The organism is Vibrio sp. 10N.261.55.A10, assembly GCF_041470825.1.
Lineage (GTDB): Bacteria > Pseudomonadota > Gammaproteobacteria > Enterobacterales > Vibrionaceae > Vibrio > Vibrio crassostreae_C.
In genome coordinates, this window is sequence record NZ_JBFRNC010000046.1 from 23,915 (window position 1) to 48,966 (window position 25,052).

Here is a 25,052-nt window from a genome sequence, read left to right on the forward strand (position 1 = left end):
CAGTTATTTGACATTAGATAGCTGTAGAGATATTAAATCTTGGAGGCTATCTTGTTTTTTTTCTAATTCAATTAATATATTTTCTAAGTCATGAACTTTGCTATCTGGGATTAATTTATATATTTCACAATATTCCTCGATCCCCATTCCGGCTGAAGAGTTAATTGATATTATGTTAACCTTATCTTTGCTAGACAGTAGATAAATCTCCAAAGGTAGCTTATTAGATAAAAATCTCACTCCTTTTTCTTTGAAAGATAAATAATCTGAATTACTTTCCTTTGGGTGCAACTTCAAAATTGGGGTGAAACCTTTACGTTTACTCTCTAATATTAATTCACTATAGATGTCATAAAAGAAATTATTGTCTTTAAGCTTACCTTTTAATTTGTTAAATATGGGTTGTGTGGCGATGATTAATGTATTATTGTCGAAATTACTAGTATTATCAAACTTAAAGCATTGTTGGATCTTTGATATTTTTGCTTTATCTTTTGATAAAACAAGTCTTCTTCCTTTGTGTTGTACTGATTTTGGTAACTTTTCTGGGTGTATTACATAAATGTGGTCACATTGCTTTCTTTCACCAAATACGTAATGCTTAGGCGGTTGATTTGATAGCAAACGAAGTAATTGCTTGGGCTTGTCATCAATCTGGTGCTTAACGTAATTACCCATTCCATCTTCTATCATTGAGTAAGACTTAACTAGAAGGCGAAATAACCTAGACATCTTATTGTTATCATTGAATAAAAATAATTTACTTATCCCACCCTTTAGGTCTACGTTGTTATTGCTTTCATATATTGATGCTACCAAGATTTTTTTAAATTTATCAGGTATTGGCCAACCTCGAAGAGAACAAAATAAAATATACTTCCCAATGTATCCTATTTTTTTTATATCACTAACTAACGATTCCCTATTCATCAGCACCAATTCTATTTTGGGAGGGAGTTGTGTTGTGTCTATGTCTTTAGGGTTTATGTTTTGGTAATCATAGAAATAAATTATGGTCGACGGATTCATCTCATCTTGTGCTTTATACAAACTAAGTAGTAAGTGCCTTACCGTAGAGCAGATATAAATATCTTTATGTGTTGAGTTCATGATTTATTTCTACTCAGTTTGAATTTTATATTATGTAGGTGGCGTTGAATGGTTTCGTTTAAATTGAACCATTCACGCTTACATTTCTTGAATAAACTTCTGGTGCTGGTGCGCTTTTCATATCCGATATCAGAATCAAACTTTGGGTCATTCGTTAAGCAGGGTACCGCAGTGCCGTAGCACTCGACTTCGTTTTGCCAGAACCGATCCATATAAATATCGACGGCCATATACCATTCATTTGAATTGTTAAGTAGTTTTTTTGCGCCTGAGGGCGTTAGAAAATAGCCTGTTGCACTCATGTGACCTTTAGTGAATTTATGTATTTTTGTCGAACTACACTCAAAGATAGAATAAGAACTAAACTTTCGACGTTTGTTTTTAAATAACCGAATACATTCTATATGGTTAGGTAGCTCTGCGGTGTCCTGTATAAAATTAAGAAATGCTTTTTTAAACAAAAGAGCATCATCTTCTATTACGATTATGGGTTGATTGAGTTCAACACACTTCTGCCATAATAAGTAATGGCTCGCGTAGCACCCTAGTTGACCTGCGCTTAATGTTTTTGCCCTGTATGTTTGGCTTAAATCATCATTATAACGCTTAAGTAGCGGATGAGGAGGTGATGTTCTGCCATCCACGGCAGAAAATAGCTCAAAAGGAAGAGATAGTTCGCCCAATTGACGGCTAATATTTTCTTTTCTTTCTGCGGAAGATTCTAGATTTATGACGAAAATTTCTATCATGATGTTTGCTCAGTACAATGTGGATATAATATTAGTAAAAATACTATTAATGTTTGAGGGTGATTGAATGGAACGTCAGTGAGTGAAGCTATAAAATAAAGAGAAATTACACCATAAATTAATGGCTTATCGCAGGGTTGGTGTTTTTTTTGTTCAAATGCAGGGTAAATTAAAATTAAAATCAATAGTACTAAGCCAATTAAACCTGACTTGACTTGTTTATCTAAAAATTGATTGTGGTAATGGGTTGGGTTGAATTCATATAATGATTTTGATATTTCTCCATTCATTCTCAATTTTCTTAATTTATCTCTGTGGCTATCCCCGCTACCAATAAACATACTATCAATAATTAATTTAGGTACGGCTTCCCACATTTGAAGTCTCAACCCTATAGATGTGTATTTTTGACCTGATTCAATTCTTTTTATTTCAAGCCTTGTCTGATCTATTTTAACTTTAATTTCTTTTTGAAATATAAAATACCCACAAGAAGAAGCTAGAGCAATAACTGATAGGAATATAACTATTCCTTTTTTAGTTGTTGGGTTTCTTTTTATGTATGTGATAGAAACAACAAACAATGAAATAAGTAAAGCTAACCATACTCCTCTTGATTGTCCTATCATTATTGTAAAAGAAGCTAGGATTAGGCATATTGAGAGCAAATACTTATTAATCTTGAACGATGTTGTTAACAGCATTGAATAACACATTACTGCAATTGCGGCACAGATTGTTGAGTATGGGATTGGATTCATGTATCCAACCCATCTTACTTCACCTAAATATAGATTATGGTAAGCACTACTTATGGATAGAAGAATACAGCTTGACAGCAGGGTGAAGATTACTATGCGGCGGCTTAATCTTTTTAAAGGGAATGTGGCTAAATATATCGAAATAGCAATTAGAGCTCTCATTTCTCTTGAGCTTGAGCCGTGGTAATAATAACTAAAAATACTATATATTGTTGCTATTATTATGATAATTAAATAAGGGGAAAGTAATCTGTTCTTTATGTCTATATTGTTTACTTTAGCATAAAGTAAGTTTGCCAGTGTTCCAATGATTAAAAACACTGCCATTTTTTTATCACCACTAGGAATAATTAGCATACCTGAAAATGCGAATAGGTAAGGTGTTATAATTAGTAACTTAAGGGCGTTATTATAAATCTTCATATTATTATGTGTACGGGTTAATATCATTATCCGGACGAGTCTTAAGCAGTCTTAAGATCCACATATATTGCTCAGGCTTTTTGCTTACGTAGTCTTCAATACATTGATTCATCATACGCGCGTCCTCCTCTTCGCCTCCTGTTGGGAATGGTAGAGCAGGGTAGAAGTCCAAGGTGTATTGGCCTGTACTGCTATCGTATTGAGCAAACAAGGGCACAATTTTAGCTTTACTCAGTTTTGATAGGCGACCAAGGCCTGAGATAGTTGCTTTTTGAGTCGCGAAAAAGTCAACGAAGACACTGTGCTCACGGCCAAGATCTTCATCAGGGAGGTAGTAACCCAGGTACCCATCACGTACCGACTTGATGAAAGGTTTTATACCACCACTGCGATCATAAACACGACCGCCGTATTGCACGCGTTGTCGGTGCATTAGCCAGTCACTGAGTTTGTTTTTTTGTGCTTTCGCCATCGCAGATACAGGTAAATTGCGTGAAGCTAATAATACCGCTGGGATATCGATAGCCCATGTGTGTGGCACCAGCAAGATCACATTCTCGCCACTGTCTGTAATATCGGTTAGATTGCTCAGGCCGTTTATCGAAGTATTATTCTCTAGCCAAGTTTTACTCTTGAGTGTCAGTGAAGCAAATCCCATCAAAAATGAGATGGAAGTAACGTATGACTGATAGAGAGTTTCTTCGCGCTCTTCGATAGATTGCTCAGGGAAACACATCTCAAGATTCACTCGAGCCCGGCGGTTAGCCTTATTCTTAATTTTTACAGCTTGCTTAGCCATAAACTTAGCTAATGCTAAACGAATGCTATTAGGTAAGAAGCAGACTAAAGACGATAACAAAACAGCAATCCAAGTTCCCCAGTATTTAGGTGCTAGAAAACCCCATTCAAACTCAGGATTGTAAGCTTTTGGATCAAAATCATTGCGTTGTGTGGTCATTCATTCACTACATTATTTAAATCAGAGAGTTAACTTAATATCGGTCACTCTGGGAATGATTATATTCGTTAGACATTCCCAATAATACACGCTAAAAGTAGGGTGTATTATTGGTCCTAATCTGAAATATACCGTTAAGCGTTTACGATCTTCATGTACTCAGCAACGCCATCGGCTACTGCTTTAAACTCGATATCGCAACCTGTACCGCGAAGCTTCGTTAGGTCTGCTTGAGTGAATTCTTGGTAAGCACCTTTTAAATGCTCAGGGAAAGGAATCGTTTCGATTTCGCCTTTACCATGGTGCTTGATAACTGCCTTGGCGACTTCTTCAAACGACTCAGCATTGCCAGTACCTAGATTAAAGAGGCCAGATACCCCATTTTCTAAGAACCACAAGTTTACAGCCGCAACATCACCTACATACACAAAATCACGCTTAAAGGTTTCGCTACCTGCGAACAATTTCGGGTTTTCACCGGAATTCATTTGGTTGTTTAGGTGGAAAGCGACAGAGGCCATGCTGCCTTTGTGTTGCTCGCGTGGACCATAAACATTGAAGTAACGAAACCCTACGATTTGCGAAAGCTTTTCGTTGTGTGCTGCTGCATCCGCGGTTAAGCGGCGAACGTAGTTATCAAATTGTTGTTTTGAATAGCCGTAGACATTCAATGCACCTTCGTACTCTCGTTCTTCAATGAAAGTGTCGGTTTCACCGTAAGTTGCAGCTGAAGAGGCATACAAGAAAGGAATTTCACGTTCAACACAGTAATGAAGTAGCTCTTTTGAGTATTCATAGTTGTTGAGCATCATGTATTTGCCATCCCACTCAGTGGTAGCAGAGCATGCTCCTTCATGGAAAACAGCTTCAATATGACCAAAATCATCACCGGCCATGACTTGAGTTAGGAAGTCATCACGATCCATGTAATCCGTGATGTCTAGGTCTACAAGGTTCTTAAATTTCTTACCATCTTTTAAGTTGTCGACGACTAGAATATCGTTGTGGCCCGCTTCATTAAGCGCCTTAACAATATTGCTGCCAATCATGCCAGCACCACCCGTTACGATAATCATAATTTCTAACTCTTTTGAATACAAAACTGTCACGAGTATAGCAAGGAATGGATAAAGCGGGCTAGTGGAATAATTCCCCAACCAGAGTATGATACGGCAAGCTAAGTTATAAATTATGTTGAGTTAATTACTCAAAACTATAGGTATTATCATGAAGATTGCAGTAGCCGGTACTGGGTATGTGGGTCTATCAAACGCAATGCTGTTAGCACAACATCATGAAGTAGTCGCGGTAGATATCATCGATGAAAAAGTGACAATGCTGAATAATAAGCAGTCACCGATTGTAGATAATGAGATTGAGCACTTTCTATCAAATAAGGCGCTGAATTTCAGGGCGACAACAGATAAAGTGGCTTACAAAGATGCTGAGTTTGTCATCATTGCTACACCAACCGATTATGATCCAAAAAATAATTACTTTGATACCAGCTCTGTAGAATCGGTCATTAAAGACGTCATGGATATCAATCCAAATGCTGTTATGGTGATCAAATCAACGGTCCCTGTTGGTTATACTGAGCGTGTTAAGCAAGAACTGAACTGTGAAAACGTTATGTTCTCACCTGAGTTTTTACGCGAAGGCAAAGCCCTGTACGATAACCTACACCCATCACGTATTATCGTTGGTGAGTGTTCGGAACGCGCTAAAGTGTTTGCGAACCTTCTGGTTGAAGGGGCAGAGAAAGAGAATATCGATGTTTTGTTTACCAATTCAACAGAAGCTGAAGCGGTAAAACTATTCTCTAATACTTATCTCGCGATGCGTGTTTCTTATTTCAATGAACTTGATTCTTACGCGGAAGCGCATGGTATGGACTCACGTCAGATCATTGAAGGCGTTGGTTTAGATCCTCGAATTGGCAATCACTATAACAACCCTTCGTTTGGTTATGGTGGCTATTGTTTACCGAAAGATACCAAACAGCTGTTAGCGAACTATCAAGATGTACCTAACAATATTGTGGGTGCCATTGTTGATGCTAACCGTACCCGCAAAGATTTTATTGCGGATTCAATCATCAAGCGTTCTCCTAAAGTGGTCGGCATCTATCGCTTGATCATGAAGGCAGGCTCGGACAACTTCCGTGCTTCTTCAATTCAAGGGATCATGAAGCGCTTGAAAGCTAAAGGTATCGAAGTTGTTGTGTTTGAACCGGTATTGAAAGAAGAGCACTTCTTTAACTCGAAAGTCTATTCTGATCTTGCTGAGTTCAAAGCGGTGTCCGATGTGATTGTTTCTAATCGAATGGTAGAAGAGATCGCAGACGTAGCAGACAAGGTTTACACACGAGATCTGTTTGGTAGTGATTGATTTGGTTCTATTTTAGCTAGTGCTAATTAGACCAGATGTTAACAGCTCGATCTATCTGTTTAGTGGCGATATACTGAACCACTAAACGGATAGGGATACTAATAAATAATGAAAACACGTGACAAGATTGTTTACGCTGCTTTAGAGCTTTTTAACGAGCATGGTGAGCGTAGTATTACGACTAATCATATTGCTGACCACATCGAGATCAGCCCTGGTAACCTCTACTACCACTTTCGTAACAAGCAAGAAATTGTCCGTGACATCTTTACTCTTTATTCTGCTGAATTGCTTGAAAGGTTCACACCGATTCAAGGCCAACAAGAAAGCCTGACGTTACTAAAGACTTACTTAGATTCTATCTTCACGTTGATGTGGAAGTACCGATTTTTCTACGCAAACCTCCCTGAAATTTTGTCTCGTGATGAGCAGCTTCACCTCGATTACATGGCTGTGCAAGAAAGGTTGCAAACGAATCTTGTCGATATCATGCGAGCCTTCGTTGAGTTGAACCTGCTCAAAGCAACGGATACGGAAATGAAATCGATGGTCACTTCTCTTCACTTGATCGCATCGGGTTGGTTGGCGTATCAGTCTGCGATGTCTCCAAAAGCCCAAATTACCGAGCAAGTCGTTCATCAAGGAATGCTGCAGATGATAGCGACCGTTAAACCAATTGCGACCGCGCAAGGTTTTGAACAGCTGACATTATTAGAAGATGGTGTAAGGGCGTTGAACTCAAATTAGAAAGATACGAGTAATGAAGATCGGGAAAGAGCAGATTCGAGTAGCGAGATACGAGTAAACGAAAAACAGGGTAGAGCGACGACGAGGCTAGCGTTTTTCATGTCACGTTTTACTCTAACCTTGTATCGGCTTTCATGCTTTTTGTATCTCGGTGACCCGAACCTTGCGTCTGCTCTTAAGCTCTTCGCATCTCGGTTACTCGAATCCCGTATCTGCTCTTTATCGAACCAACCAGCTCTTTGGATTCTGAGCTTGGCTGTTTCTACGAATTTCAAAGTACAATGATGGGCGTGTTTGGCCGCCAGTGTCACCTGCAAGCGCGATGGCTTCACCCGCTTTAACCTTGTCACCTTCTTTCTTCAGTAGTGCTTGGTTAAAGCCATAGAGCGTCATATCACCTTTACCATGGTCGAGAAGAACCACTAAACCATAGCCTCGCAGATACTCGGAAAATACCACCGTACCTGAGTAAACGGATTTTACCTGCTGACCGTACTTGGCGTTGATCACCATGCCTTTCCAGTTAATTTGCCCCGTTTGACGTGAACCGTAGTTATGTAGAACTTTATCTTTGATCGGCCAAGGTAGCTTACCTTTACGTTTTGCTAGGCCATCCATCGGTACTGCATTACGTCGTTCTCGAGCCGCTTTTTCTGCTTTTGCTATTTCAGCTTTCAGGCGAGTTTCATTTCGCTGAAGTTCAGCCAAGTAATTTTTGTCGCCAGAAATATTCTTCTTAATGCTGCCAACGGTTTTCTTACGTTGTGTTTGAGTCTGAGACAACTTGTCACGCTTTGTGGTTTGCTGTTTTAACAATGTTGCAATTTGTTCTTGCTCGAGTTGACGCTGTTTGTGGCTTTCTTCTAATTCGAGTTGCGTCTGTTCAATCGTTTTAATGGTTGCGGAGCGAGCTTTGGCAAGGTGCTGGTAATAATGACTGATGCGATCTTCTTCTACACCGGTGTTGAGAATGTGAGAAGAAGCCTTAGCTCGACTCGTCATGTAGTAAGTCTGAATGAGCTGCTCTAACTTGTCTGTCTGGACTTTTTTCTGTGCAGTGAGCGCTTTAATCTTTGTGTCTAAATTAGCAATATTAGCATTAGCAGTATTGAGCTGCTTTTTACTGTCTAGAATCGCTTTTTCAAGTGAAGCGATGGACAGCTCCTGCTTCTTGAGGTTTGCCTGTAGGCTATCGAGTTTCTTTTGCTGGGAAGAGAGCGCTTTCTGTTGACGAGAGATTTCGCTTGATACGCCTTTCAGTTCACCTTGAGATGCAGCAAATGATGATGAAGACAAAAGAGCAACACCAAGGCTGGCAGATATCAAAAGAACAGTGCTCATTGATTGAACGGGTTTCATCATTATCGTCATTTTGCTCTTATTAATAATCAGCATCTGCTGCGAGTCTTTTCGCATCTCGGCTATCGGCTATTCGTCGGATCCCGAATCTGCTCTTAAATCCCATCACCATGGATGAAGTTCTGAGAGCGGCCGTTAAACCCCTGATCCATGTCTAAAGATGGCTTATCAGTTTTCGGCTTTCCAACAATTTTTGCAGGAACACCAGCGACAGTCGTATGAGGCGGAACGGCTTGAAGAACCACAGAGCAAGAACCAATTTTCGCGCCTTCACCCACTTCAATATTGCCAAGTATTTTAGCGCCGGCACCGATCATTACACCTTCTCGGATTTTAGGGTGACGATCGCCACCTTCTTTACCCGTACCACCTAAAGTCACGTCTTGAAGGATAGATACATCATTTTCAACTACGGCTGTTTCACCAATCACGATACCGGTGGCGTGGTCGAGCATGATCGCTTTACCGATACGAGCGGCTGGGTGAATATCCACTTGGCAAGCAACCGAAATTTGGTTCTGTAGGTAAGTAGCAAGTGCAATACGCCCTTGCTTCCATAGCCAGTTAGCCACTCGGTAACCTTGCAAAGCGTGGTAGCCTTTCAGATAAAGCAGAGGCATCGAGTACATCTCGACCGCAGGATCTCGATTTACCGTCGCACAGATATCACAAGCAGCCGCATCAATAATCGATTGATCTTGCTTGAATGCTTGTTCAACCACCTCACGCACCGCCATTGCGGGCATTGAAGCCGTCTTTAGCTTATTGGCTAGGATATAACTTAATGCAGCGCCTAAGCTTTCGTGGTTGATAATGGTGGCATGGTAAAAACTCGCAAGCATAGGTTCTTGCTCTGACTGCTGTCGAGCTTCCTTCACAATGCATTGCCAAACCTTTTGCTGTTCACAGTGTTTCATTTTTCCATCCATCTTATCTATTTCATTCCACGACTTGATGCGCGATATTATCGCTCTGACTTTTTGTCTCGAGCAAGTAGGTCTTGCGCCGCTAAGTGAGCATCTTTCCCTTGATACAGCACTTGGTAAATTTGTTCAACAATTGGCATTTCAACGCCCATACGCTCTGATAGTAACCAAACTTCTTTGGTGTTGCGATACCCTTCGACCACTTGGCCGATTTCTTCTTGCGCCGTGTCTATGTCTTTACCTGAGCCTAAAGCTAACCCAAATCGACGGTTACGCGATTGGTTGTCAGTACATGTCAGTACTAGGTCGCCAAGTCCCGCCATACCCATAAAGGTCTCTGGTTGTGCACCAAGAGCAGCACCCAGTCGGCTCATTTCTGCTAAACCACGGGTAATTAACGCTGTACGCGCATTAGCACCAAACCCAATACCATCCGACATGCCTGCACCAATTGCGATAACGTTTTTAACCGCGCCGCCAAGCTGCATACCAATGAAATCTGAGTTTGCATACACACGGAATGTTTTGCCGCAGTGGATTTTTTCTTGGAGCTCTTCTAGGAAAACTTCATCAGGTGAAGCGACAGAGATAGCCGTTGGCATGCCCATCGCTAACTCTTTGGCGAAGGTCGGTCCTGATAGAACCGCTAACGAGTAACCATCACCCAGCACATCATGCGCGACATCTTTAAGCAGGCGGCCGGTCTCTGGCTCTAAGCCTTTGGTCGCCCAACAGATGCGAGAGTCTGAGGCTAAGTAAGGTTTAACGCTATTAAGCACAACGCCGAATACGTGGCTCGGGACTACAAGTAAAAGGTCTCGGCTTGAAGTCACTGCTTTTTCTAAGTCTGATTCAATGATCAGGCTTTCTGGGAATTCTATATTTGGTAGAAACTCATTATTAGCGCGCTCAGATTCAAGGCGAGCCATATGAGCAGGGTCATGTCCCCAAAGAACAACGTTTGCACCGTTACGCGCTAGAGATATCGCTAAAGAGGTTCCGTAAGAACCTGCACCAATGACAGTCATGGCGATCTCTTTGCCGTAAGCGCTGTCTTTACCGTAAGCGTCTGCCGTATTAGTCGGGCGAGTTGTTTCTGTCATGCTTCCACCTAAAAATAATGAGGGAAATCGAAGAGTTTTGAAAAAGCTATCCACTAAAATAAGAAGAGCTTTCAACTTTAGTACAGTGTAAAGAAAAAATGCACATCGCAGAAGTTGCGATGTGCATTTAAAAGCGAACTAGCGCTTGAATCGTTAGAGTTAAGTTCTACTTTGAGACTTAAGCCTGTTCGCTTTCAGCTTGCTGAGCTTGGTTCTGTAGGTAGTTCATGAACAAAGCATCGAAGTTTACAGGTGCTAGGTTCAGTTGTGGGAACGTGCCTTTAACCACTAGGCTAGAAATTGTTTCACGAGCGTATGGGAACAGGATGTTCGGGCAGAATGCGCCTAGGCAATGAGCCAGTTGACCAGCTTCCATTTCGCTTGCAGAGAAGATACCGCCTTGCTGAACTTCACAAAGGAATGCAGTGTCTTCTGCGTTCTTAACAGTAACAGTTAGACGTAGGATTACTTCGTACACGCCTTCGCCAAGTTCACGGCTTTGAGTGTCTAGGTCCAGTTTTACATCTGGGTTCCACTCTTTTTGAAACATGTCTGGAGAGTTTGGCGCTTCGAAAGAGACGTCTTTTAAGAAGATACGTTGGATTGCGAAGTTTTGTTGTGCGTCTTGTTGTGCTGCTTCAGCCATTTTCTTGTCCTTAAAAATTTATAATTAGGTTTTGTTCGTCATATAAGCCGAACAAAACCTTAAAGTCATATTCGTGTAATCAGATCAGCTTACTTTTTGCCTTGAACTACTTCTTACCTTTAACCAAAGGTAAGTTAGCTTCGCTCCAAGCCACTAAGCCGCTTTTCAGTACGCTTACGTTTTCGAAACCTGCTTTAACCAGCAGATTAGCGCTTTCTTGAGCGGTTTGACCTGTCTTGCATACTACGATGATTGGGTCTGCTTTGTGGCTTTCAAGGCTACCAAAGCTATTTGCTTTGATATCTGACGGCAAAATGTGAACTGCGTCCGTAATATGGCCCTTTTTGAACTCATCCTTAGTACGAATATCAACCACAACACCGTTTTCACGGTTAATCATGTGTGTGGTTTGCGCTGCCGTAATCTCTTTGTAGGCTGCGTTTGATGTTTTGATAACGTTCGCAATGATGGCAACAACCAAGCCGATCCATACGATGGCTAAAATCATATTCTCTTGAACAAATGGAACTAACTCTTGCATATCTTGAACTCTTATTCGTTATTGGGCGAAAAACTATAGGTCAGGAGTATAGCGAGGTTTGGGGTTTTCTGTATAGGCTTTAGCTCTCAGTCTTTATTACGGAATTTATCGTTGATTTGCCTCTTGAGTTACGAAATGAGAGAATAGTTTGATTTGTTGATGGTTACTGACCCATAGTGCGTAGTGTAGTTTCGCTTAATACTAATGGGCGGTAGCGTGCCTGATTAAGGCGCAACCTGTTGGTTTGATGGCCTTATATGATTAGACGTTAAGTGCTAGTTATTGATAATTAGATATAGAGTATGGCAATGAAGATTACCCCTGAAAAAATGACTCACTTAAAGCAATTGGAAGCTGAATCTATCCATATTATGCGAGAAGTGGCTGCTGAGTTTGATAATCCTGTGATGTTGTATTCTGTGGGCAAAGACTCTTCTGTGATGCTTCACCTAGCACAAAAAGCGTTTGCCCCAGGTACACCTCCGTTCCCACTTATGCACGTTGATACCACGTGGAAATTCAAAGAAATGATTGAATTTCGCGATTACATGGCAGAGAAAGTTGGAATGAAGTTGATCGTCCATCAAAACCCTGAAGGTGTGGCTATGAACATTAATCCATTTGTGCATGGTAGCTCTAAACATACTGATATTATGAAAACTCAAGGTCTAAAGCAGGCTCTAGATATGCACGGTTTTGATGCAGCCTTTGGTGGTGCGCGACGTGACGAAGAAAAATCTCGAGCGAAAGAACGAGTCTACTCTTTCCGTGATGAACACCATCGTTGGGACCCAAAAAACCAGCGACCAGAGCTGTGGAATATTTACAATGGTAAGGTTAACCAAGGTGAAAGCATCCGCGTATTCCCATTGTCTAACTGGACAGAGTTAGACATCTGGCAGTATATATACCTAGAAAACATTGAAATCCCGGGTTTATACCTATCTAAGCCTCGCCCTGTGATTGAGCGTGATGGTATGTTGATTATGGTTGATGATGAGCGTATGGAACTTAAAGAAGGTGAAGTGGCAGAGGAAAAAATGGTACGTTTTCGTACCCTTGGCTGTTACCCATTGACAGGTGCAGTTGAATCTGAAGCGACTACTCTCCCTGAAATTATCCAAGAAATGTTACTAACAACCACTTCAGAGCGTCAAGGGCGTGCCATTGACCACGATAGCTCTGGTTCAATGGAGAAGAAAAAACGTGAAGGCTACTTCTAATTGGGTTAGGACTGCTACATCGCTATTTTGAATATTACTTGAGTTATTAAAGTATGATTGTCACCGCATGTGTTCTTGTTGGGTTGATTGCAGCATTAATAAGTAATCGTTTTCGAGCCAGCTACGTGTTTGTTTTTGCTGTGACGGTGCTCTATATGTTCGGGCAAATTTCTCAAAAAGTAATTTTCTCAGCCGCTACAAATAGTTCAGTGATCACCTTGCTGCTTTTACTGCTTTCTTCTCTTGTGCTAGAGAGAACAGTTTTACTCAATTGGGCTGCTAAAACTCTATCTCATAGTGATTACTGGCAATCTTTGCTGCGCTTGGGGGCACTTGGGGCGTTAAGTTCTAGTGTGTTAAACAATACAGCAGTAGTTGCCACCTTAATGGGGAGTGTTCTAAAAAACCCGTTTCACGCTCCCAAAAAACTCCTTATACCCTTGTCATATTTCTCCATTCTTGGGGGAACTTTAACCTTGATAGGAACTGCAACCAACCTTGTGGTCAGCGGTTTACTCGAAGAGCAAGGCTACTCTGGATTGACAATCTTCGCTTTCTTCCCTGTAGGTGTATGTTTGTTACTCGGTTGTGGGTTGATGGTGATGATAGTCTCCCGTTTTCTGCCTGATGAACCTGCGAAGATGGAGTCATCTGGAAACTACTTTTTGGATGCGGAAGTCGAGGAAGGCAGTAAACTCGCGGGCAAAAGCGTATTGGACAACGGTTTACGTTCTCTAGATGGCCTTTTTTTGACCGAGATAATTCGTGATAAACAGCTTATATCTCCCGTATCTCCTAGTGAAAATATATTAGTAGGAGATAAACTTGTATTTAGCGGTGACGTGTCGGAGGTTAAGCAGCTTACTTCTTTTGATGGGTTAAAGCTTTACGTTGAAGAAGAGTTTGAACTTGACAAGAATCTAGTCGAAGTGCTGGTGAGTCCTGAGTCCATCTTGATAGGAAAAACTTTAAAACAAGTTGAGTTTCGATCTCGTTTTGATGCCGCTGTAGTCGCAATAGCACGACAGGGTAAGCGTATCTCTGGCAAGCTCGGGGAATGTATTATCCAGAGTGGTGATAAATTCATTCTTGCTGTCGGAGATGATTTTAAAAAACGACCTAATTTATCGCGAAACTTCTTCTTGTTAAGTGATAAGTCACTAAAAAGTCCTTTATCCAAACCCCAAAACGTATTGGGAATTTTAGGTTTTATCTTTTCTATAGTTTTAGCAGCGTGTACTCGTTTAGAACTGATCGAAACCTTGTCTGGTTTTTTGTTGCTATCTTTGGCTTGCAAAATTATAGATGGTACTCAATTAAGGCGGCGCTTCCCATTTGAATTATTAACGATTCTTGTATCGGCTTTATGTATTGCTAGTGCATTTTCTAGTAGCGGTCTAGCTTTAGCATTAACTCAATCCTTTGAATCGGTTGCAGGGCATTTATCGCCATCTTGGATGTTGGTCGGCGTGTTGGTTCTGACTATTCTATTAACTGAAATTATGACGAATACTGCAGCCGCCGCCATTATGCTACCAATATCATTAGCATTGGCTACGACTTTTAATATTGATTATTTACCGCTAGCTATGGCTGTAGCCTATGGAGCGAGTGCCTCGTTTATAAGTCCATTTGGTTACCAAACAAATCTAATGGTGATGAATGCGGGGGCATATTCCTTTTTAGATTTTGTCAAAGTCGGTTGGGTGGTTACTATTTCATATGTAGTAATCGCCGCAATTGCTATTCCGATGGTCTTCCCATTTTAGTTTTATATGAGTTGCAATAATGAAATCTCCTTACGTAACAAAAGATAATGATTCTGTCAGCGATGATGTTGTCTGGCATGACTCTACGGTGACACACGAGCAGCGCGCTAAACAAAAACAACAGACACCAGTAGTTCTGTGGTTTACAGGGTTAAGCGGATCAGGAAAATCAACAGTTGCTAATGCAGTCGAAAGTAAATTATTAAGTTTAGGTAAGCACAGCTATTTACTTGACGGAGATAACGTACGTCACGGTCTAAATAAAGATCTTAGCTTTAGTGATACAGACCGTATAGAGAATATTCGCCGTATTGGAGAAGTCGCGAAGCTATTTGTGGATTCGGGCACCATAGTATTGACAGCCTTTATTTCTCCTTTCATAGCTGACCGAGAACAAGCCCGAGCGTTACTATCGGCAGGAGAATTCCTAGAGGTGTTTATTGATACACCGTTGTCGGTATGTGAGCAGCGTGACCCTAAAGGGCTCTACCAGAAAGCACGCTCCGGTGAGATTAAAAACTTTACAGGCATTGATTCGAAATATGAAACGCCCCTGAATGCTGAGATTCATATTGAGACAGAGGGTAAATCTATAGAAAAATGTGCTGAAGCCGTTATTAATCGATTAGCGAAGTTAGGATATATTTAATTATGCATTACGATGTATTCAATGGCGATGCTGATGGGATTATTGCCCTACTTCAATTACGTAAGGCGGAGCCTAAATACTCAAAACTCATAACCGGTGTGAAACGTGATATTAAGCTTTTACAAAATGTAGCGAAAGAAAGTGATGTCAGTGGTTGTACTATTTTGGATATATCGATGGAGAAGAACATTGATGCACTCTACAACCTAATTGAAAGAGACATCCCTCTTTTCTATTGTGACCATCATCGTACGGGAGAAGTCCCCCAAGCAGATAACTTTACGGCCCTCATTAACCTAGATGCAAATACCTGCACAAGCCTGTTGATTAATCAGCATCTGGCTGGGCGATATGCTGATTGGGCCATAGTTGGCGCTTACGGTGACAACATGTTCACCAATGCTGAGCAATTAGCTGAGGTTAGCGGATTAAATCTGGATGAAAGAGCATTTCTAAAAGAGTTGGGTACTTTAATTAACTATAACGGTTATGGAGCATCAATTGACGATTTGCATATCGCTCCAAGTGAATTATTTCAACAACTGATGCAGTATTCATCACCTTTTGAGCTCAAAAGAGATAAAAGGTCTCCTTACTACGTGTTAAAGAAAGGGTATGAAGCCGACAATCAACACGTTGACTCGATAGCGCCAATCGATACTTCTGACGTATCAACGATCTACGAGCTACCTTGCGAGCCATGGGCAAGGCGTATAAGCGGTGTATTTGGTAATGCATTAGCTAACCAAGCACCAGATAAAGCACATGCGGTTCTAACGTTAAATCAAAATCAGCGGGATTATACCGTGAGTGTGCGTGCCCCGTTAAATAACCGTTCAGGTGCTGATGAAGTGTGCTGTCAATTTAAAACTGGGGGCGGTCGAAAAGCAGCTGCGGGTATTAACGTTCTGCCCATCGACAAAACTGAAGAGTTCATCCAAGTATTAAATCACTTTTATAAATAAACAAAATTAGTTCGGTTTGAATAGTTGAACATTCAAGCTGGGAAATTAAGGAAAAACCATGTCACATAGTTCAGATCTGATTGCGCAAGATATCGAAGCATATTTAAAAGTACACGAAAATAAAGATTTATTGCGTTTTTTAACCTGCGGTAACGTAGATGATGGGAAGTCGACCTTGATTGGTCGTTTACTGTTTGATAGTAAATTGATTTACGAAGATCAGATGGCAGCGATTGAGAAAGACTCTCAGAAATTCAATACGACAGATGAATCGTTTGACTTAGCATTGTTAGTTGACGGTTTGCAATCTGAACGTGAGCAAGGCATCACCATCGATGTGGCGTATCGTTATTTTTCGACAGACAAGCGAAAATTTATCATTGCAGATACTCCTGGGCATGAGCAATACACACGTAACATGGTTACTGGTGCATCAACGTGCGATTTAGCAATTGTAATGGTTGATGCTCGTTACGGTATTCAAACCCAGACGCGACGCCACAGTTACATCTGCTCGCTACTAGGTATCAAGCACATTATTGTGGCTATCAATAAAATGGACTTAATGGAATACAGTCAAGATGTATATCAACAGATTAAAGCGGATTATCGTGATATGGCGAAGGATTTCGACATAAATGATATTCGCTTTGTGCCAATTTCAGCCCTGAAAGGCGATAATGTTGTAACACCCAGCGAAAAGATGGATTGGTACCCAGGAGCTACATTGATGAAATTGCTTGAGACGGTGAAAGTTGATCAAGACAAAAATTTAGATTGTATGCGTTTCCCTGTCCAGTACGTGAATCGTCCTAATCTCGACTTTCGTGGTTTCTGCGGTACATTAGCTTCAGGCTTAGTTTGTGTGGGTGATGAAATCACAGCATTACCTTCAGGAAAATCGTCAAAAGTTAAATCTATTTTTACTTATGATGGGGAGCTTACGTCAGCACAACCAGGCCAGGCGATTACGATTACCTTGGAGGATGAAATCGATGTATCTCGTGGAGATATGTTGGTCCATAAAGGTTTCGAGCCTAAGCTTACGAACAAAGTTGACGCACACATTGTGTGGATGGATGAAGATCCACTTCGTTGCCAAAAAGACTACGTGTTCAAATTCGCGACGAAATCTTGTACTGGTAAAGTATCTAACATCCAACATAAGGTGGATGTAAATAAGCTTAAGCAGCATGCAGAGAATGCAACAACTGTTGATCTCAATGAAATAGCGTTAACTACTATAGCTTTAACCGACCAAGTAGCCGTTGACCGTTACAATGAATTACCACAAACAGGCTCTTTTGTGGTGATTGATCGAAATACAAATGTAACAGTTGGTGCTGGTGTAGTAAGTGCAATTTCTGATAAAGAAAATAGTCAACAAGGTCGTGTTTATACTGAATCAGAAAAATCACTTAATGTGCTGATTCGAGAACAATTTCCTGAATGGGGTTGTAAAGCTATTTAACTTTAATTAAGGACTAGAGTAGAATATATAAAGCTCTACTCTTATTAATTTATGCACACTATTAATATTAAAAGAACTTTAGAGTTAATCTGGGTCAAGGCAAGCTTCAATCTACGCTCTGAAGCTTCGGTAAACTACCTGAGTTATGCGTGGTGGATTATTGAGCCGCTACTTCATATGGTTGTTTATTATGTGGTATTCTCCTTTTTACTAGCTAGGGGAGGGGATAACTATGTTGCTTTTTTACTTACAGGGCTTATTCCATGGTTATGGTTCTCCAAAACAATTAACCACACAATGGGAAGTATCTTAGGCGGCAAGCAATTAATGAATCAATTGTTTATCCCCAAGCTATTTTTTCCCCTGACGTATGTTGTGCAAAATGCGGTAAAGCAAAGCATTGTATTTTTGTTGTTGATTATATTCTTGTGGGTATATGGTGTATCGCCAAATATGAGTTGGTTTTATGTATTTCCAATAATATTTGTGCAATTGTTCTTTATTATTGGTTGCTCGCTAATGGCTGCTTTAGCTGTACCATTTGTTCGTGATATGTCTTTTGTTATTCCAACTGTTTTACAATTCCTAATGTTCTGTTCTGGGATCTTTTTTAGCCACCATGATATACCCGAATCAGCGCAAAGTGTTTTTTTCTTGAATCCAATGGCGGTAATTCTAGCTGCATTTCGTGATGTTTTAGTTGATGGTATTGCACCTAACTGGGGCTTATTAGGGTATGTATCTTTATTGAGTCTTGTTCTGATTGCGTTTTTCTGTTGGCTGTATAATAAATTGGAGTATGTGCTTCCTAGGGTGGTATTAGAATAATGATAAAGAAGAAGCAACAAGAAAAAGCTATTGAATTAAAAAATGTTGCTATTACTTATAAAGAACGTAAGTCGTTTTTCAAATCGACAGAGTATCAAGCACTAAAAGATGTTAGCTTTGATGTTTATAAGGGAGAAGTACTCGGCGTAATTGGTCGTAATGGAGCTGGGAAATCAACATTATTCCGAATATTAGCAGGAATCATCAAGCCTGATGCCGGCAAGTGTATCCATCATGTTAACAGCGTATCATTGATGGCATTAGCTGCAGGCTTTGACCCTAATTTATCGGGCCTCCAAAATACAATTATTAGCGGTATGTTGATGGGGTATAGAAAATTTGAAATTTTGAGAAAATTGGAAGAAATTAAAAATTTTTCTGAATTACAAGGATTTTTTGAAAAACCAACAAAATCGTACTCTTCTGGAATGCGGGCTCGATTAGCCTTTTCTATTGCGATGTACGTATCTCCGGACGTGTTACTTATTGATGAAGTTTTAGGGGTGGGTGATGCAAACTTTAAGAAAAAAGCTGAAGATGCATTATTTGAAAAACTATCGACTAATATCACCGTAATCATAGTATCTCACTCAGAATTTCAAATAAAACGGCTAGCAAATCGTGTTGTATGGATTGAAGATGGTGTTGTACTTAGGGATGGGCCTGCTGATGAAGTGTTTGTCGAATATAACTTACAACCTGTTTTGAAAAAACTAGGAGTTAAGGTTGACTACTTTAAAATAAATAATAATTTTTTGTTTCAGTTGGAGTCTTTAGTAGCTAATCTAGAACGATTAAATGTAGACTGTATTATAGTGGATAAATTAGATCGAAATATAAACAGTGTTTTCTATAAGACTAAGCATGAACACTATCAAATTCAAGGTCCTTATCCGACACCTGGAATAGGAAATATTCACTCTGGTATTAAGCAAGCAATGACTGCTAGATATAAAAACCTGTGCTTTTATACTGGAGTTGGCTTTGAGTTATATACTACTTTAAATAATAAGAGGCTAAAAATTTTAGAAGCTAAATTTTCTGAAATATAATGAAATATGATTGATCTAACAAACGAAAATACAACATACAAAGATATTAGCCAACATCTTAAAGATAATTTTACTAAAGGCTTTGATATATTTGATAGTGCTCAAGTGTCATTACAATTAGCATCAATGGTTAATTATAAACCTATTTTATTCCCGTTGATTGAATCTGTTGTAAAACAAGGAGTAGCAGAAATCGGAGGTTATAAAGGTAACCACTTAAAGGAACTAAACGTACTTTCCAAAAGAAAAGGTTTTACCCTTCATTCAGTCGATCCTGCAAATAAAATTCTACCTGAAGACCATTTAAGCTACTTTTCTGAAGTCGAGTTTTTTGACCAGAAGTCATCTGATTACTTCTGTACAAAAAAATCACAAGAATGCGATATATTCATAATTGATGGTGACCATAACTTTGAAACAGTGTCTTTAGAGTTAGAGAACGTTTTAACACGTGATAACGTTCAACTTGTTGTATTACATGATACTTCATGGCCATGTGGATATATTGATACATTTTATGACAAGGAAAGTATGGTAAAGAGGAAAGTAGCTAACGCTGGTTATATGAACCTGCAAAAGGATAGCAGTGATTTATCGTTACCTTTCAACTTTGACATTGACTTCGATGAGGTTGCAGAAAGTAAAAATGATGGCTTAGAAAGCAATAGTGGAGTTACTACTGCGATTGAAAAGTCACTATCGAAGTATTCTGATTGGGGAACTATTAAAATATCATCCATATATGGGTTGACTATTTTATATCGTGACAGTTTACGGAGCAATACTGATTTTATTTCAAAAATAGAACATATAGAGTACGTAAAGCCTTTCTTGGATATATTAGAGTTAAATCGAATTATGCTACTTAGTCAAATGTATAAACAAGGGCTAACATGGAATGATGACCAGTGTGAAATTGAAAGGTTGAAACGTATTATAGAACAAAAAAATCAGATAAAAAATAGCGAAAAATAAAGTTTAATTATCAAGATAATATTAAGGTTTGGAGCCTAATCATGAAAAAAGTAGCAATAATTACAAGAACAAAAAATAGAGCAATTTTATTACCGAGAGTGCTTGAATCACTAACCTCTCAGACATATAAAGATTTTTTGTGGGTAATTGTTAATGATGCAGGTGTTCAAGAGCCTGTAGACGATATTGCTGATTTGGCAAGACTGAAAGGTATCGATGTGAAAGTTATCCATCGTGAGGAGTCTGTAGGAATGGAGGCTGCATCTAATGACGGTATATTACAATCAGAAAGTGAATATATCTTAATACACGATGATGATGATAGCCTTTACCCTATGTTTCTTGAGAAGACGGTTAAACACCTTGATGGTAAATCAGATCAAATGGGAGTCGTTGTGCAATCGACAATGGTTATGGAAAAAATCACAGAAAAAGGTGTAGATATATTATACCAACGTCCATATAACTCTTGGCTTACAGCTGTTTTTCTATCAGATTTAATTATTCAAAACCAGTTTCCACCTATTTCATTTCTTTTTAAACGAGAGGCATATGATTCTGTTGGTGGATTTGATGAAACACTCCCTGTATTAGGTGATTGGGACTTTCACCTTAAGTGTGTTTTAAAAAGTGATATTGGTGTGTTACCTCAAGAATTAGCATATTACCATCACAGGGAATGCTCCCCTGATTCGTCATACTCGAACTCTATAATTGGTTCAGTTGATAAGCATGCATTTTATGAATGTGTTATTAGAAACAAACATTTAAGAAACGATTTAGAAAATAATACAGTTGGAATAGGTTTTTTATTAACATCAGGAAGGCATATGAATATGATATCTCATAGGCTTTCTCCACTAGAGAGAATGTTAAATATACTTAAAAAGCTGGCAAGAAAAACTCGATTGGACCGATTTCTATGATAGATGTTTATAAAAATTTCTATATTAAAAAGGATATTTCAGTCTATTCGGTCGATATTTTTGACACGATACTCTTTCGAAACTACAGATGCGAGTATTATCGGTTTAGAAAATGGGCAGAATTGATGAAAAGTGAACTGAGTTTAAACAACTCAGTAGATTCTGTGTTTCTTGCTAGGGTTGAAGCATCGAGAATTGCATATTATACGTTTGGTAAGAAGTCTTCAAGAGAGCCTTCGATCGAATATATACATAGACTTACATTTGAAATATTAAGTATGGAGTGGACTGAGCCGTTGCTTCAAAAAGCGCTTGAAATAGAACTACGCTATGAGAAGACAACTTTAACACCAAATATCAAGCTGATTGATTTCCTCAAGCTAAAAAAGAAAGAAGGCAAAACTATTATTGGGATCTCAGACATGTATTTATCATCAAACAGTATCTCTGAATTAGTTTTTGAAAATGGTGAGTCATTAATCTTTGATGAATTGTACTCTAGTGCTGACGTTGGCGAAAGCAAACGTGAAGGTGCTCTTTATGATGTTGTCGTTAAAGATATGGGAGTTGATAAAAGGAATCTACTGCACTGTGGTGATAGTTATCACTCTGATTTCCTGATGGCAAAAAAACATGGGATCACCTCATTTCATACTCCAAGAAACCGAATTTGGGAAATTAAAACTAAATACAGTCATTTTAGAATGCTAAAACAAATGGGCGTTGCATGATAAATTTATATGTAAAACTTTTTGATTCATATTGCACGCTTCTTAATGCAACATTAAAATCTAAAGGTGTAACAAAAAAACTCTTTTTGGCTAGAGGTGGATTAAGACTGAGGAAGTTATTTGAAAAAAAATTCCCATTGGAAAAGAAGAGCAATTTTGACTTCTATACTAGTAGACTGGCCGTTATAAAGGCAGCGACTTACATTGCACCTGATATTACTGCTTTAGATATAGCTAAAGAATATAACAATTTAACTATGTCTGAAATGTTAGATTGCTTCTTGGGGGGGGATGATTATAACGAATATATAAAAACAATTACAGATGAAGAATATTTAGCTTTATCGGAAAAGGTTAGTATTGAAAGAATTAATGCTATATTCGGCTTTCAAGGTAGTTCTTTCTTAAGGAGTATTGTCGAAAACCAATATCATCTAATACAAAAATATTGGAAAGATACAGTAGCAATTGAGGATGAAGTAGCATTAGTTGATACGGGTTGGTCTGGAACGATAGTTTTTTATTTAAAGCTCTTGTTTCCAGTTTACAGTATAGATGCATATTTCTTCGGGAAAAGCACATATGGCCTAAAGGCTTTCGAGTACCATAAGAATGTCCATGGGATCATGTTTGATACGAGTAAGCCTATAGCTAATCAAGGTTACTCTTACCTCATTGAAAACCGTCATCTAATTGAAATGATTTGCGAGTTAAATCACCCTAGTACTGAGGGGTACTGTGAAAAAGAAGGGAAAGTAGAACCACTTTGTGGTTTTGCATTACAAGACTGTATATTGGGTACAGAAGACGAAATTTTTCATAAGATTTATGAACGATATGAAGTTGATGCTCTTCCCTTGAATGACGGTTACTTGAGAGCGTTACGCCAATCAATACTTTGGCCTACAAAGAGTGATGTCTCATTTCTCTCAAATGTATCTCGCAGTGCTGATTTTGGTAAAGATATCAAAGTAAATATGCTGCATGACATGAGCTGGTACCCGAGTCAAAAGATCCGAAATATTCGAAATGCACTTTGGTTTCAAGGACAAGTTGTGCAGGAATTTGGTTCATTTGGTAGAATCTTACTTTACCTCAACTATCAAGTATTTCCCTTTATTCCATGGCTCAGAAATTTTGCAAAATAAGTTTATTGAAAGTTATTCAAAAAAATTCCCTGATATACAAAATCCAATCGTCAAGTTTTCATCATATTACTTAGGTTTGGGTGTGCTTAAATTTTGCCTAGATCTGTACTCTTATGCGTATAGAAATGAGATTAGAAAAATATATTTCGTTTCGAGAGAAGGCGTTTTCCTTCAAGGGGTTTTTGAATGTTTTCTAAAATCAAATGAACGCTTGAAAAAAATAGAATGCAAGCCAATATATATTAGTAGGGTATCAAGTGAGAAAAAACTATTTGATTCTTATTTGGCCCAGCACCAATTAAATTCACAATGTCTTTTCGTCGATGTCGGTTGGGGAGGGACGATTGAACGCACAATTAGGAAATTTCAGACTGGTGCGAATTTTTTTTATTTTGGTTGTAGTTCAAGATATCGTGATCTATTTAAAAGGAATACTTCATTTGTTAATTTAAATCACAAAGGGAAAGAAGTTGATATTAAAACTGCTTTGGGTTTTATTGAATATTCATTAACACCTCACGGCGGAAAAACAACACTAGATTATATAATGCACAATAATATTTGTATTCCAATACTTGATGAATCAATAAGTGATGAAAAATCTAGTATACATTATGATATAAATGTTATCTTAGGGGAACTTGTATCTAGTCTAGAACTTTCTGAAATAAAAATTTATGTAGAATCTAATTGGAAAAGTTATTGGGAAGATGTTGTGTTACTAAAATCAATAACTCCGCCCAAAGAACTTGAGAATATCAAATTTGACATGGGTGGATATATGGTTCCTATATTAGTAAACATTAAGAATAGGCCATGTTATTTCTTTTCTATGGCAAAAAAGGGGACTTGGGTCCGTGGATCTTTGAAGGTGTCTAAATTATACTGGCTAAATCCCTTCGTTCAAGTGGCAATTAAGTATTATGAAAAACGTAAATATATATTTTAAGTTTTTTATCGTTGGTTTATATACAACATCGACACGCTTGTTAACAAGTGGCAATAAGTTAGCATTTGTGGTTGTTTATTTGTTTCCTGTTATATATCTTAATCTATATTTTGGTAATAACTTCTTCAGTGGCTTGTATCTTTCTGTTTTGTTAATCGCTGTAACCTATAGTGTTTATGAGATTGGTTATATATATAACGATGCAATCACTATAAAAAAAGAATTGAAACCAACAAAAAGACTATCTAAATTGGAGTTGGAATTTTTTAATAAGTATAAGTTTTTTGTTTTTTCATTAAGGCTATGCTTATTGGTTGCTCTATTATTATTTGTTTTTTTTAATGTCCCCCAAGAGGATTTTGAATTAATAATTTATTTTTCAATGTTGTTACTATTTTTGTTTTTATTATATAATAACATCAGAAGTAGACTTAGCTTATTATTGCACTTTTTCTTGGTGTCACTTAGGTATTTAATACCAATGTCATTGTTTTTAAATGAAGTGGGGAGTGTGGGAGTTTTAATGATATTAGCAATTTACCCAATATTAAATACATTCGAGAGAGCTTCTGAAAGCCGATTTAACATCATAAATAGTCATAGTTTTCTTATTTCTCATCGATATCACCTTAGGTCATTATATTATGGTGTT

General features: G+C 38.6%; 24 protein-coding genes. 14 read left to right on the top strand and 10 right to left on the bottom strand.

Features of this window, described 5'->3' with window-relative positions; all coding sequences use genetic code 11:
* Positions 1-3: 3 nt before the first annotated feature.
* The 5 genes from AB4274_RS14765 to rfaD all read right to left on the bottom strand — a co-directional run bounded on the left by AB4274_RS14765 (position 4) and on the right by rfaD (position 5,077).
* A complete protein-coding gene (locus tag AB4274_RS14765; RefSeq protein WP_017069254.1) occupies positions 4-1,110 on the bottom strand; it encodes a polysialyltransferase family glycosyltransferase in 1,107 nt (368 codons plus the stop codon).
* Positions 1,107-1,859: a glycosyltransferase family 25 protein gene (locus tag AB4274_RS14770; protein ID WP_372112435.1), complete on the bottom strand. Its 753-nt coding sequence runs from the start codon at positions 1,857-1,859 to the stop codon at positions 1,107-1,109. The genes AB4274_RS14765 and AB4274_RS14770 overlap by 4 nt, the downstream gene beginning before the upstream one ends.
* Positions 1,856-3,043 carry an O-antigen ligase family protein gene (locus AB4274_RS14775; protein WP_372112437.1) on the bottom strand — a complete coding sequence of 396 codons (1,188 nt, stop codon included), beginning with the start codon at positions 3,041-3,043 and terminating at the stop codon, positions 1,856-1,858. Before AB4274_RS14775 ends, AB4274_RS14770 begins: the two co-directional genes overlap by 4 nt.
* Before the next feature lie 4 nt (positions 3,044-3,047).
* On the bottom strand, positions 3,048-4,001 hold the full coding sequence (lpxM, locus tag AB4274_RS14780; protein ID WP_372112439.1) for a lauroyl-Kdo(2)-lipid IV(A) myristoyltransferase: 954 nt from the start codon (positions 3,999-4,001) through the stop codon (positions 3,048-3,050).
* A gap of 134 nt (positions 4,002-4,135) precedes the next feature.
* Positions 4,136-5,077: an ADP-glyceromanno-heptose 6-epimerase gene (rfaD, locus tag AB4274_RS14785; RefSeq protein ID WP_017063102.1), complete on the bottom strand. Its 942-nt coding sequence runs from the start codon at positions 5,075-5,077 to the stop codon at positions 4,136-4,138.
* A gap of 151 nt (positions 5,078-5,228) precedes the next feature.
* On the opposite strand from rfaD, the gene AB4274_RS14790 reads away from it, so the two are divergent.
* Positions 5,229-6,392, top strand: a complete 1,164-nt coding sequence (locus AB4274_RS14790) for a nucleotide sugar dehydrogenase (protein WP_372112441.1) — start codon at positions 5,229-5,231, stop codon at positions 6,390-6,392.
* Positions 6,393-6,500: 108 nt separating this feature from the next.
* Complete coding sequence (locus AB4274_RS14795) at positions 6,501-7,139, top strand: TetR/AcrR family transcriptional regulator (protein WP_372112443.1); 639 nt, start codon at positions 6,501-6,503, stop codon at positions 7,137-7,139.
* 219 nt (positions 7,140-7,358) lie between these two features.
* On the opposite strand, the gene AB4274_RS14800 is transcribed toward AB4274_RS14795, so the two are convergent.
* The 5 genes from AB4274_RS14800 to AB4274_RS14820 form a co-directional block, all read right to left on the bottom strand.
* A complete protein-coding gene (locus AB4274_RS14800; protein ID WP_265575842.1) occupies positions 7,359-8,510 on the bottom strand; it encodes a murein hydrolase activator EnvC in 1,152 nt (383 codons plus the stop codon).
* An 83-nt stretch (positions 8,511-8,593) separates the two neighbouring features.
* On the bottom strand, positions 8,594-9,415 hold the full coding sequence (cysE, locus tag AB4274_RS14805; protein WP_009847961.1) for a serine O-acetyltransferase: 822 nt from the start codon (positions 9,413-9,415) through the stop codon (positions 8,594-8,596).
* Positions 9,416-9,462: 47 nt separating this feature from the next.
* Positions 9,463-10,527 carry an NAD(P)H-dependent glycerol-3-phosphate dehydrogenase gene (gpsA, locus tag AB4274_RS14810; protein WP_372112445.1) on the bottom strand — a complete coding sequence of 355 codons (1,065 nt, stop codon included), beginning with the start codon at positions 10,525-10,527 and terminating at the stop codon, positions 9,463-9,465.
* A 178-nt stretch (positions 10,528-10,705) separates the two neighbouring features.
* A complete protein-coding gene (gene secB / locus AB4274_RS14815) occupies positions 10,706-11,173 on the bottom strand; it encodes a protein-export chaperone SecB (RefSeq protein WP_048607722.1) in 468 nt (155 codons plus the stop codon).
* A 106-nt stretch (positions 11,174-11,279) separates the two neighbouring features.
* Positions 11,280-11,714, bottom strand: coding sequence for a rhodanese-like domain-containing protein (locus AB4274_RS14820; protein WP_016786319.1), 435 nt, complete (start codon positions 11,712-11,714; stop codon positions 11,280-11,282).
* A gap of 308 nt (positions 11,715-12,022) precedes the next feature.
* Here AB4274_RS14820 and cysD point away from each other — a divergent pair, with 308 nt between their 5' ends.
* The 12 genes from cysD (at position 12,023) to AB4274_RS14880 (ending at position 24,400) form a co-directional block, all read left to right on the top strand.
* The gene (gene cysD, locus AB4274_RS14825; RefSeq protein WP_372112447.1) at positions 12,023-12,937 is read left to right on the top strand and encodes a sulfate adenylyltransferase subunit CysD; all 915 of its coding nucleotides are present in this window, start codon (positions 12,023-12,025) and stop codon (positions 12,935-12,937) included.
* A gap of 53 nt (positions 12,938-12,990) precedes the next feature.
* Complete coding sequence (locus AB4274_RS14830; protein WP_372112449.1) at positions 12,991-14,706, top strand: SLC13 family permease; 1,716 nt, start codon at positions 12,991-12,993, stop codon at positions 14,704-14,706.
* A 19-nt stretch (positions 14,707-14,725) separates the two neighbouring features.
* The gene (cysC, locus tag AB4274_RS14835) at positions 14,726-15,355 is read left to right on the top strand and encodes an adenylyl-sulfate kinase (RefSeq protein WP_372112451.1); all 630 of its coding nucleotides are present in this window, start codon (positions 14,726-14,728) and stop codon (positions 15,353-15,355) included.
* A 2-nt stretch (positions 15,356-15,357) separates the two neighbouring features.
* Positions 15,358-16,320, top strand: a complete 963-nt coding sequence (locus AB4274_RS14840; RefSeq protein WP_372112453.1) for a DHH family phosphoesterase — start codon at positions 15,358-15,360, stop codon at positions 16,318-16,320.
* Positions 16,321-16,378: 58 nt separating this feature from the next.
* Positions 16,379-17,791 (top strand): sulfate adenylyltransferase subunit CysN, encoded by a 1,413-nt coding sequence (gene cysN / locus AB4274_RS14845; RefSeq protein WP_372112455.1) that lies wholly within the window; start codon positions 16,379-16,381, stop codon positions 17,789-17,791.
* Between the two features lie 51 nt (positions 17,792-17,842).
* Positions 17,843-18,619, top strand: a complete 777-nt coding sequence (locus AB4274_RS14850; protein ID WP_372112457.1) for an ABC transporter permease — start codon at positions 17,843-17,845, stop codon at positions 18,617-18,619.
* The gene (locus tag AB4274_RS14855) at positions 18,619-19,671 is read left to right on the top strand and encodes an ABC transporter ATP-binding protein (protein WP_372112459.1); all 1,053 of its coding nucleotides are present in this window, start codon (positions 18,619-18,621) and stop codon (positions 19,669-19,671) included. The genes AB4274_RS14850 and AB4274_RS14855 overlap by 1 nt, the downstream gene beginning before the upstream one ends.
* 6 nt (positions 19,672-19,677) lie before the next feature.
* Complete coding sequence (locus AB4274_RS14860; RefSeq protein WP_372112461.1) at positions 19,678-20,646, top strand: class I SAM-dependent methyltransferase; 969 nt, start codon at positions 19,678-19,680, stop codon at positions 20,644-20,646.
* 41 nt (positions 20,647-20,687) lie between these two features.
* Positions 20,688-21,572: a glycosyltransferase family 2 protein gene (locus AB4274_RS14865; RefSeq protein WP_372112463.1), complete on the top strand. Its 885-nt coding sequence runs from the start codon at positions 20,688-20,690 to the stop codon at positions 21,570-21,572.
* A gap of 125 nt (positions 21,573-21,697) precedes the next feature.
* Positions 21,698-22,303, top strand: coding sequence for an HAD hydrolase-like protein (locus AB4274_RS14870; RefSeq protein ID WP_372112465.1), 606 nt, complete (start codon positions 21,698-21,700; stop codon positions 22,301-22,303).
* On the top strand, positions 22,300-23,451 hold the full coding sequence (locus tag AB4274_RS14875; protein WP_372112467.1) for a hypothetical protein: 1,152 nt from the start codon (positions 22,300-22,302) through the stop codon (positions 23,449-23,451). Before AB4274_RS14870 ends, AB4274_RS14875 begins: the two co-directional genes overlap by 4 nt.
* A complete protein-coding gene (locus tag AB4274_RS14880) occupies positions 23,441-24,400 on the top strand; it encodes a hypothetical protein (protein WP_372112468.1) in 960 nt (319 codons plus the stop codon). Before AB4274_RS14875 ends, AB4274_RS14880 begins: the two co-directional genes overlap by 11 nt.
* Positions 24,401-25,052 lie beyond the last annotated feature (652 nt).

Coding starts and splice junctions, on each gene's coding strand:
- AB4274_RS14765 (WP_017069254.1), bottom strand. CDS start 1,110: ATGAACTCAACACATAAAGATATTTATATCTGCTCTACGGTAAGGCAC.
- AB4274_RS14770 (WP_372112435.1), bottom strand. CDS start 1,859: ATGATAGAAATTTTCGTCATAAATCTAGAATCTTCCGCAGAAAGAAAA.
- AB4274_RS14775 (WP_372112437.1), bottom strand. CDS start 3,043: ATGAAGATTTATAATAACGCCCTTAAGTTACTAATTATAACACCTTAC.
- lpxM (WP_372112439.1), bottom strand. CDS start 4,001: ATGACCACACAACGCAATGATTTTGATCCAAAAGCTTACAATCCTGAG.
- rfaD (WP_017063102.1), bottom strand. CDS start 5,077: ATGATTATCGTAACGGGTGGTGCTGGCATGATTGGCAGCAATATTGTT.
- AB4274_RS14790 (WP_372112441.1), top strand. CDS start 5,229: ATGAAGATTGCAGTAGCCGGTACTGGGTATGTGGGTCTATCAAACGCA.
- AB4274_RS14795 (WP_372112443.1), top strand. CDS start 6,501: ATGAAAACACGTGACAAGATTGTTTACGCTGCTTTAGAGCTTTTTAAC.
- AB4274_RS14800 (WP_265575842.1), bottom strand. CDS start 8,510: ATGACGATAATGATGAAACCCGTTCAATCAATGAGCACTGTTCTTTTG.
- cysE (WP_009847961.1), bottom strand. CDS start 9,415: ATGAAACACTGTGAACAGCAAAAGGTTTGGCAATGCATTGTGAAGGAA.
- gpsA (WP_372112445.1), bottom strand. CDS start 10,527: ATGACAGAAACAACTCGCCCGACTAATACGGCAGACGCTTACGGTAAA.
- secB (WP_048607722.1), bottom strand. CDS start 11,173: ATGGCTGAAGCAGCACAACAAGACGCACAACAAAACTTCGCAATCCAA.
- AB4274_RS14820 (WP_016786319.1), bottom strand. CDS start 11,714: ATGCAAGAGTTAGTTCCATTTGTTCAAGAGAATATGATTTTAGCCATC.
- cysD (WP_372112447.1), top strand. CDS start 12,023: ATGAAGATTACCCCTGAAAAAATGACTCACTTAAAGCAATTGGAAGCT.
- AB4274_RS14830 (WP_372112449.1), top strand. CDS start 12,991: ATGATTGTCACCGCATGTGTTCTTGTTGGGTTGATTGCAGCATTAATA.
- cysC (WP_372112451.1), top strand. CDS start 14,726: ATGAAATCTCCTTACGTAACAAAAGATAATGATTCTGTCAGCGATGAT.
- AB4274_RS14840 (WP_372112453.1), top strand. CDS start 15,358: ATGCATTACGATGTATTCAATGGCGATGCTGATGGGATTATTGCCCTA.
- cysN (WP_372112455.1), top strand. CDS start 16,379: ATGTCACATAGTTCAGATCTGATTGCGCAAGATATCGAAGCATATTTA.
- AB4274_RS14850 (WP_372112457.1), top strand. CDS start 17,843: ATGCACACTATTAATATTAAAAGAACTTTAGAGTTAATCTGGGTCAAG.
- AB4274_RS14855 (WP_372112459.1), top strand. CDS start 18,619: ATGATAAAGAAGAAGCAACAAGAAAAAGCTATTGAATTAAAAAATGTT.
- AB4274_RS14860 (WP_372112461.1), top strand. CDS start 19,678: ATGATTGATCTAACAAACGAAAATACAACATACAAAGATATTAGCCAA.
- AB4274_RS14865 (WP_372112463.1), top strand. CDS start 20,688: ATGAAAAAAGTAGCAATAATTACAAGAACAAAAAATAGAGCAATTTTA.
- AB4274_RS14870 (WP_372112465.1), top strand. CDS start 21,698: ATGAAAAGTGAACTGAGTTTAAACAACTCAGTAGATTCTGTGTTTCTT.
- AB4274_RS14875 (WP_372112467.1), top strand. CDS start 22,300: ATGATAAATTTATATGTAAAACTTTTTGATTCATATTGCACGCTTCTT.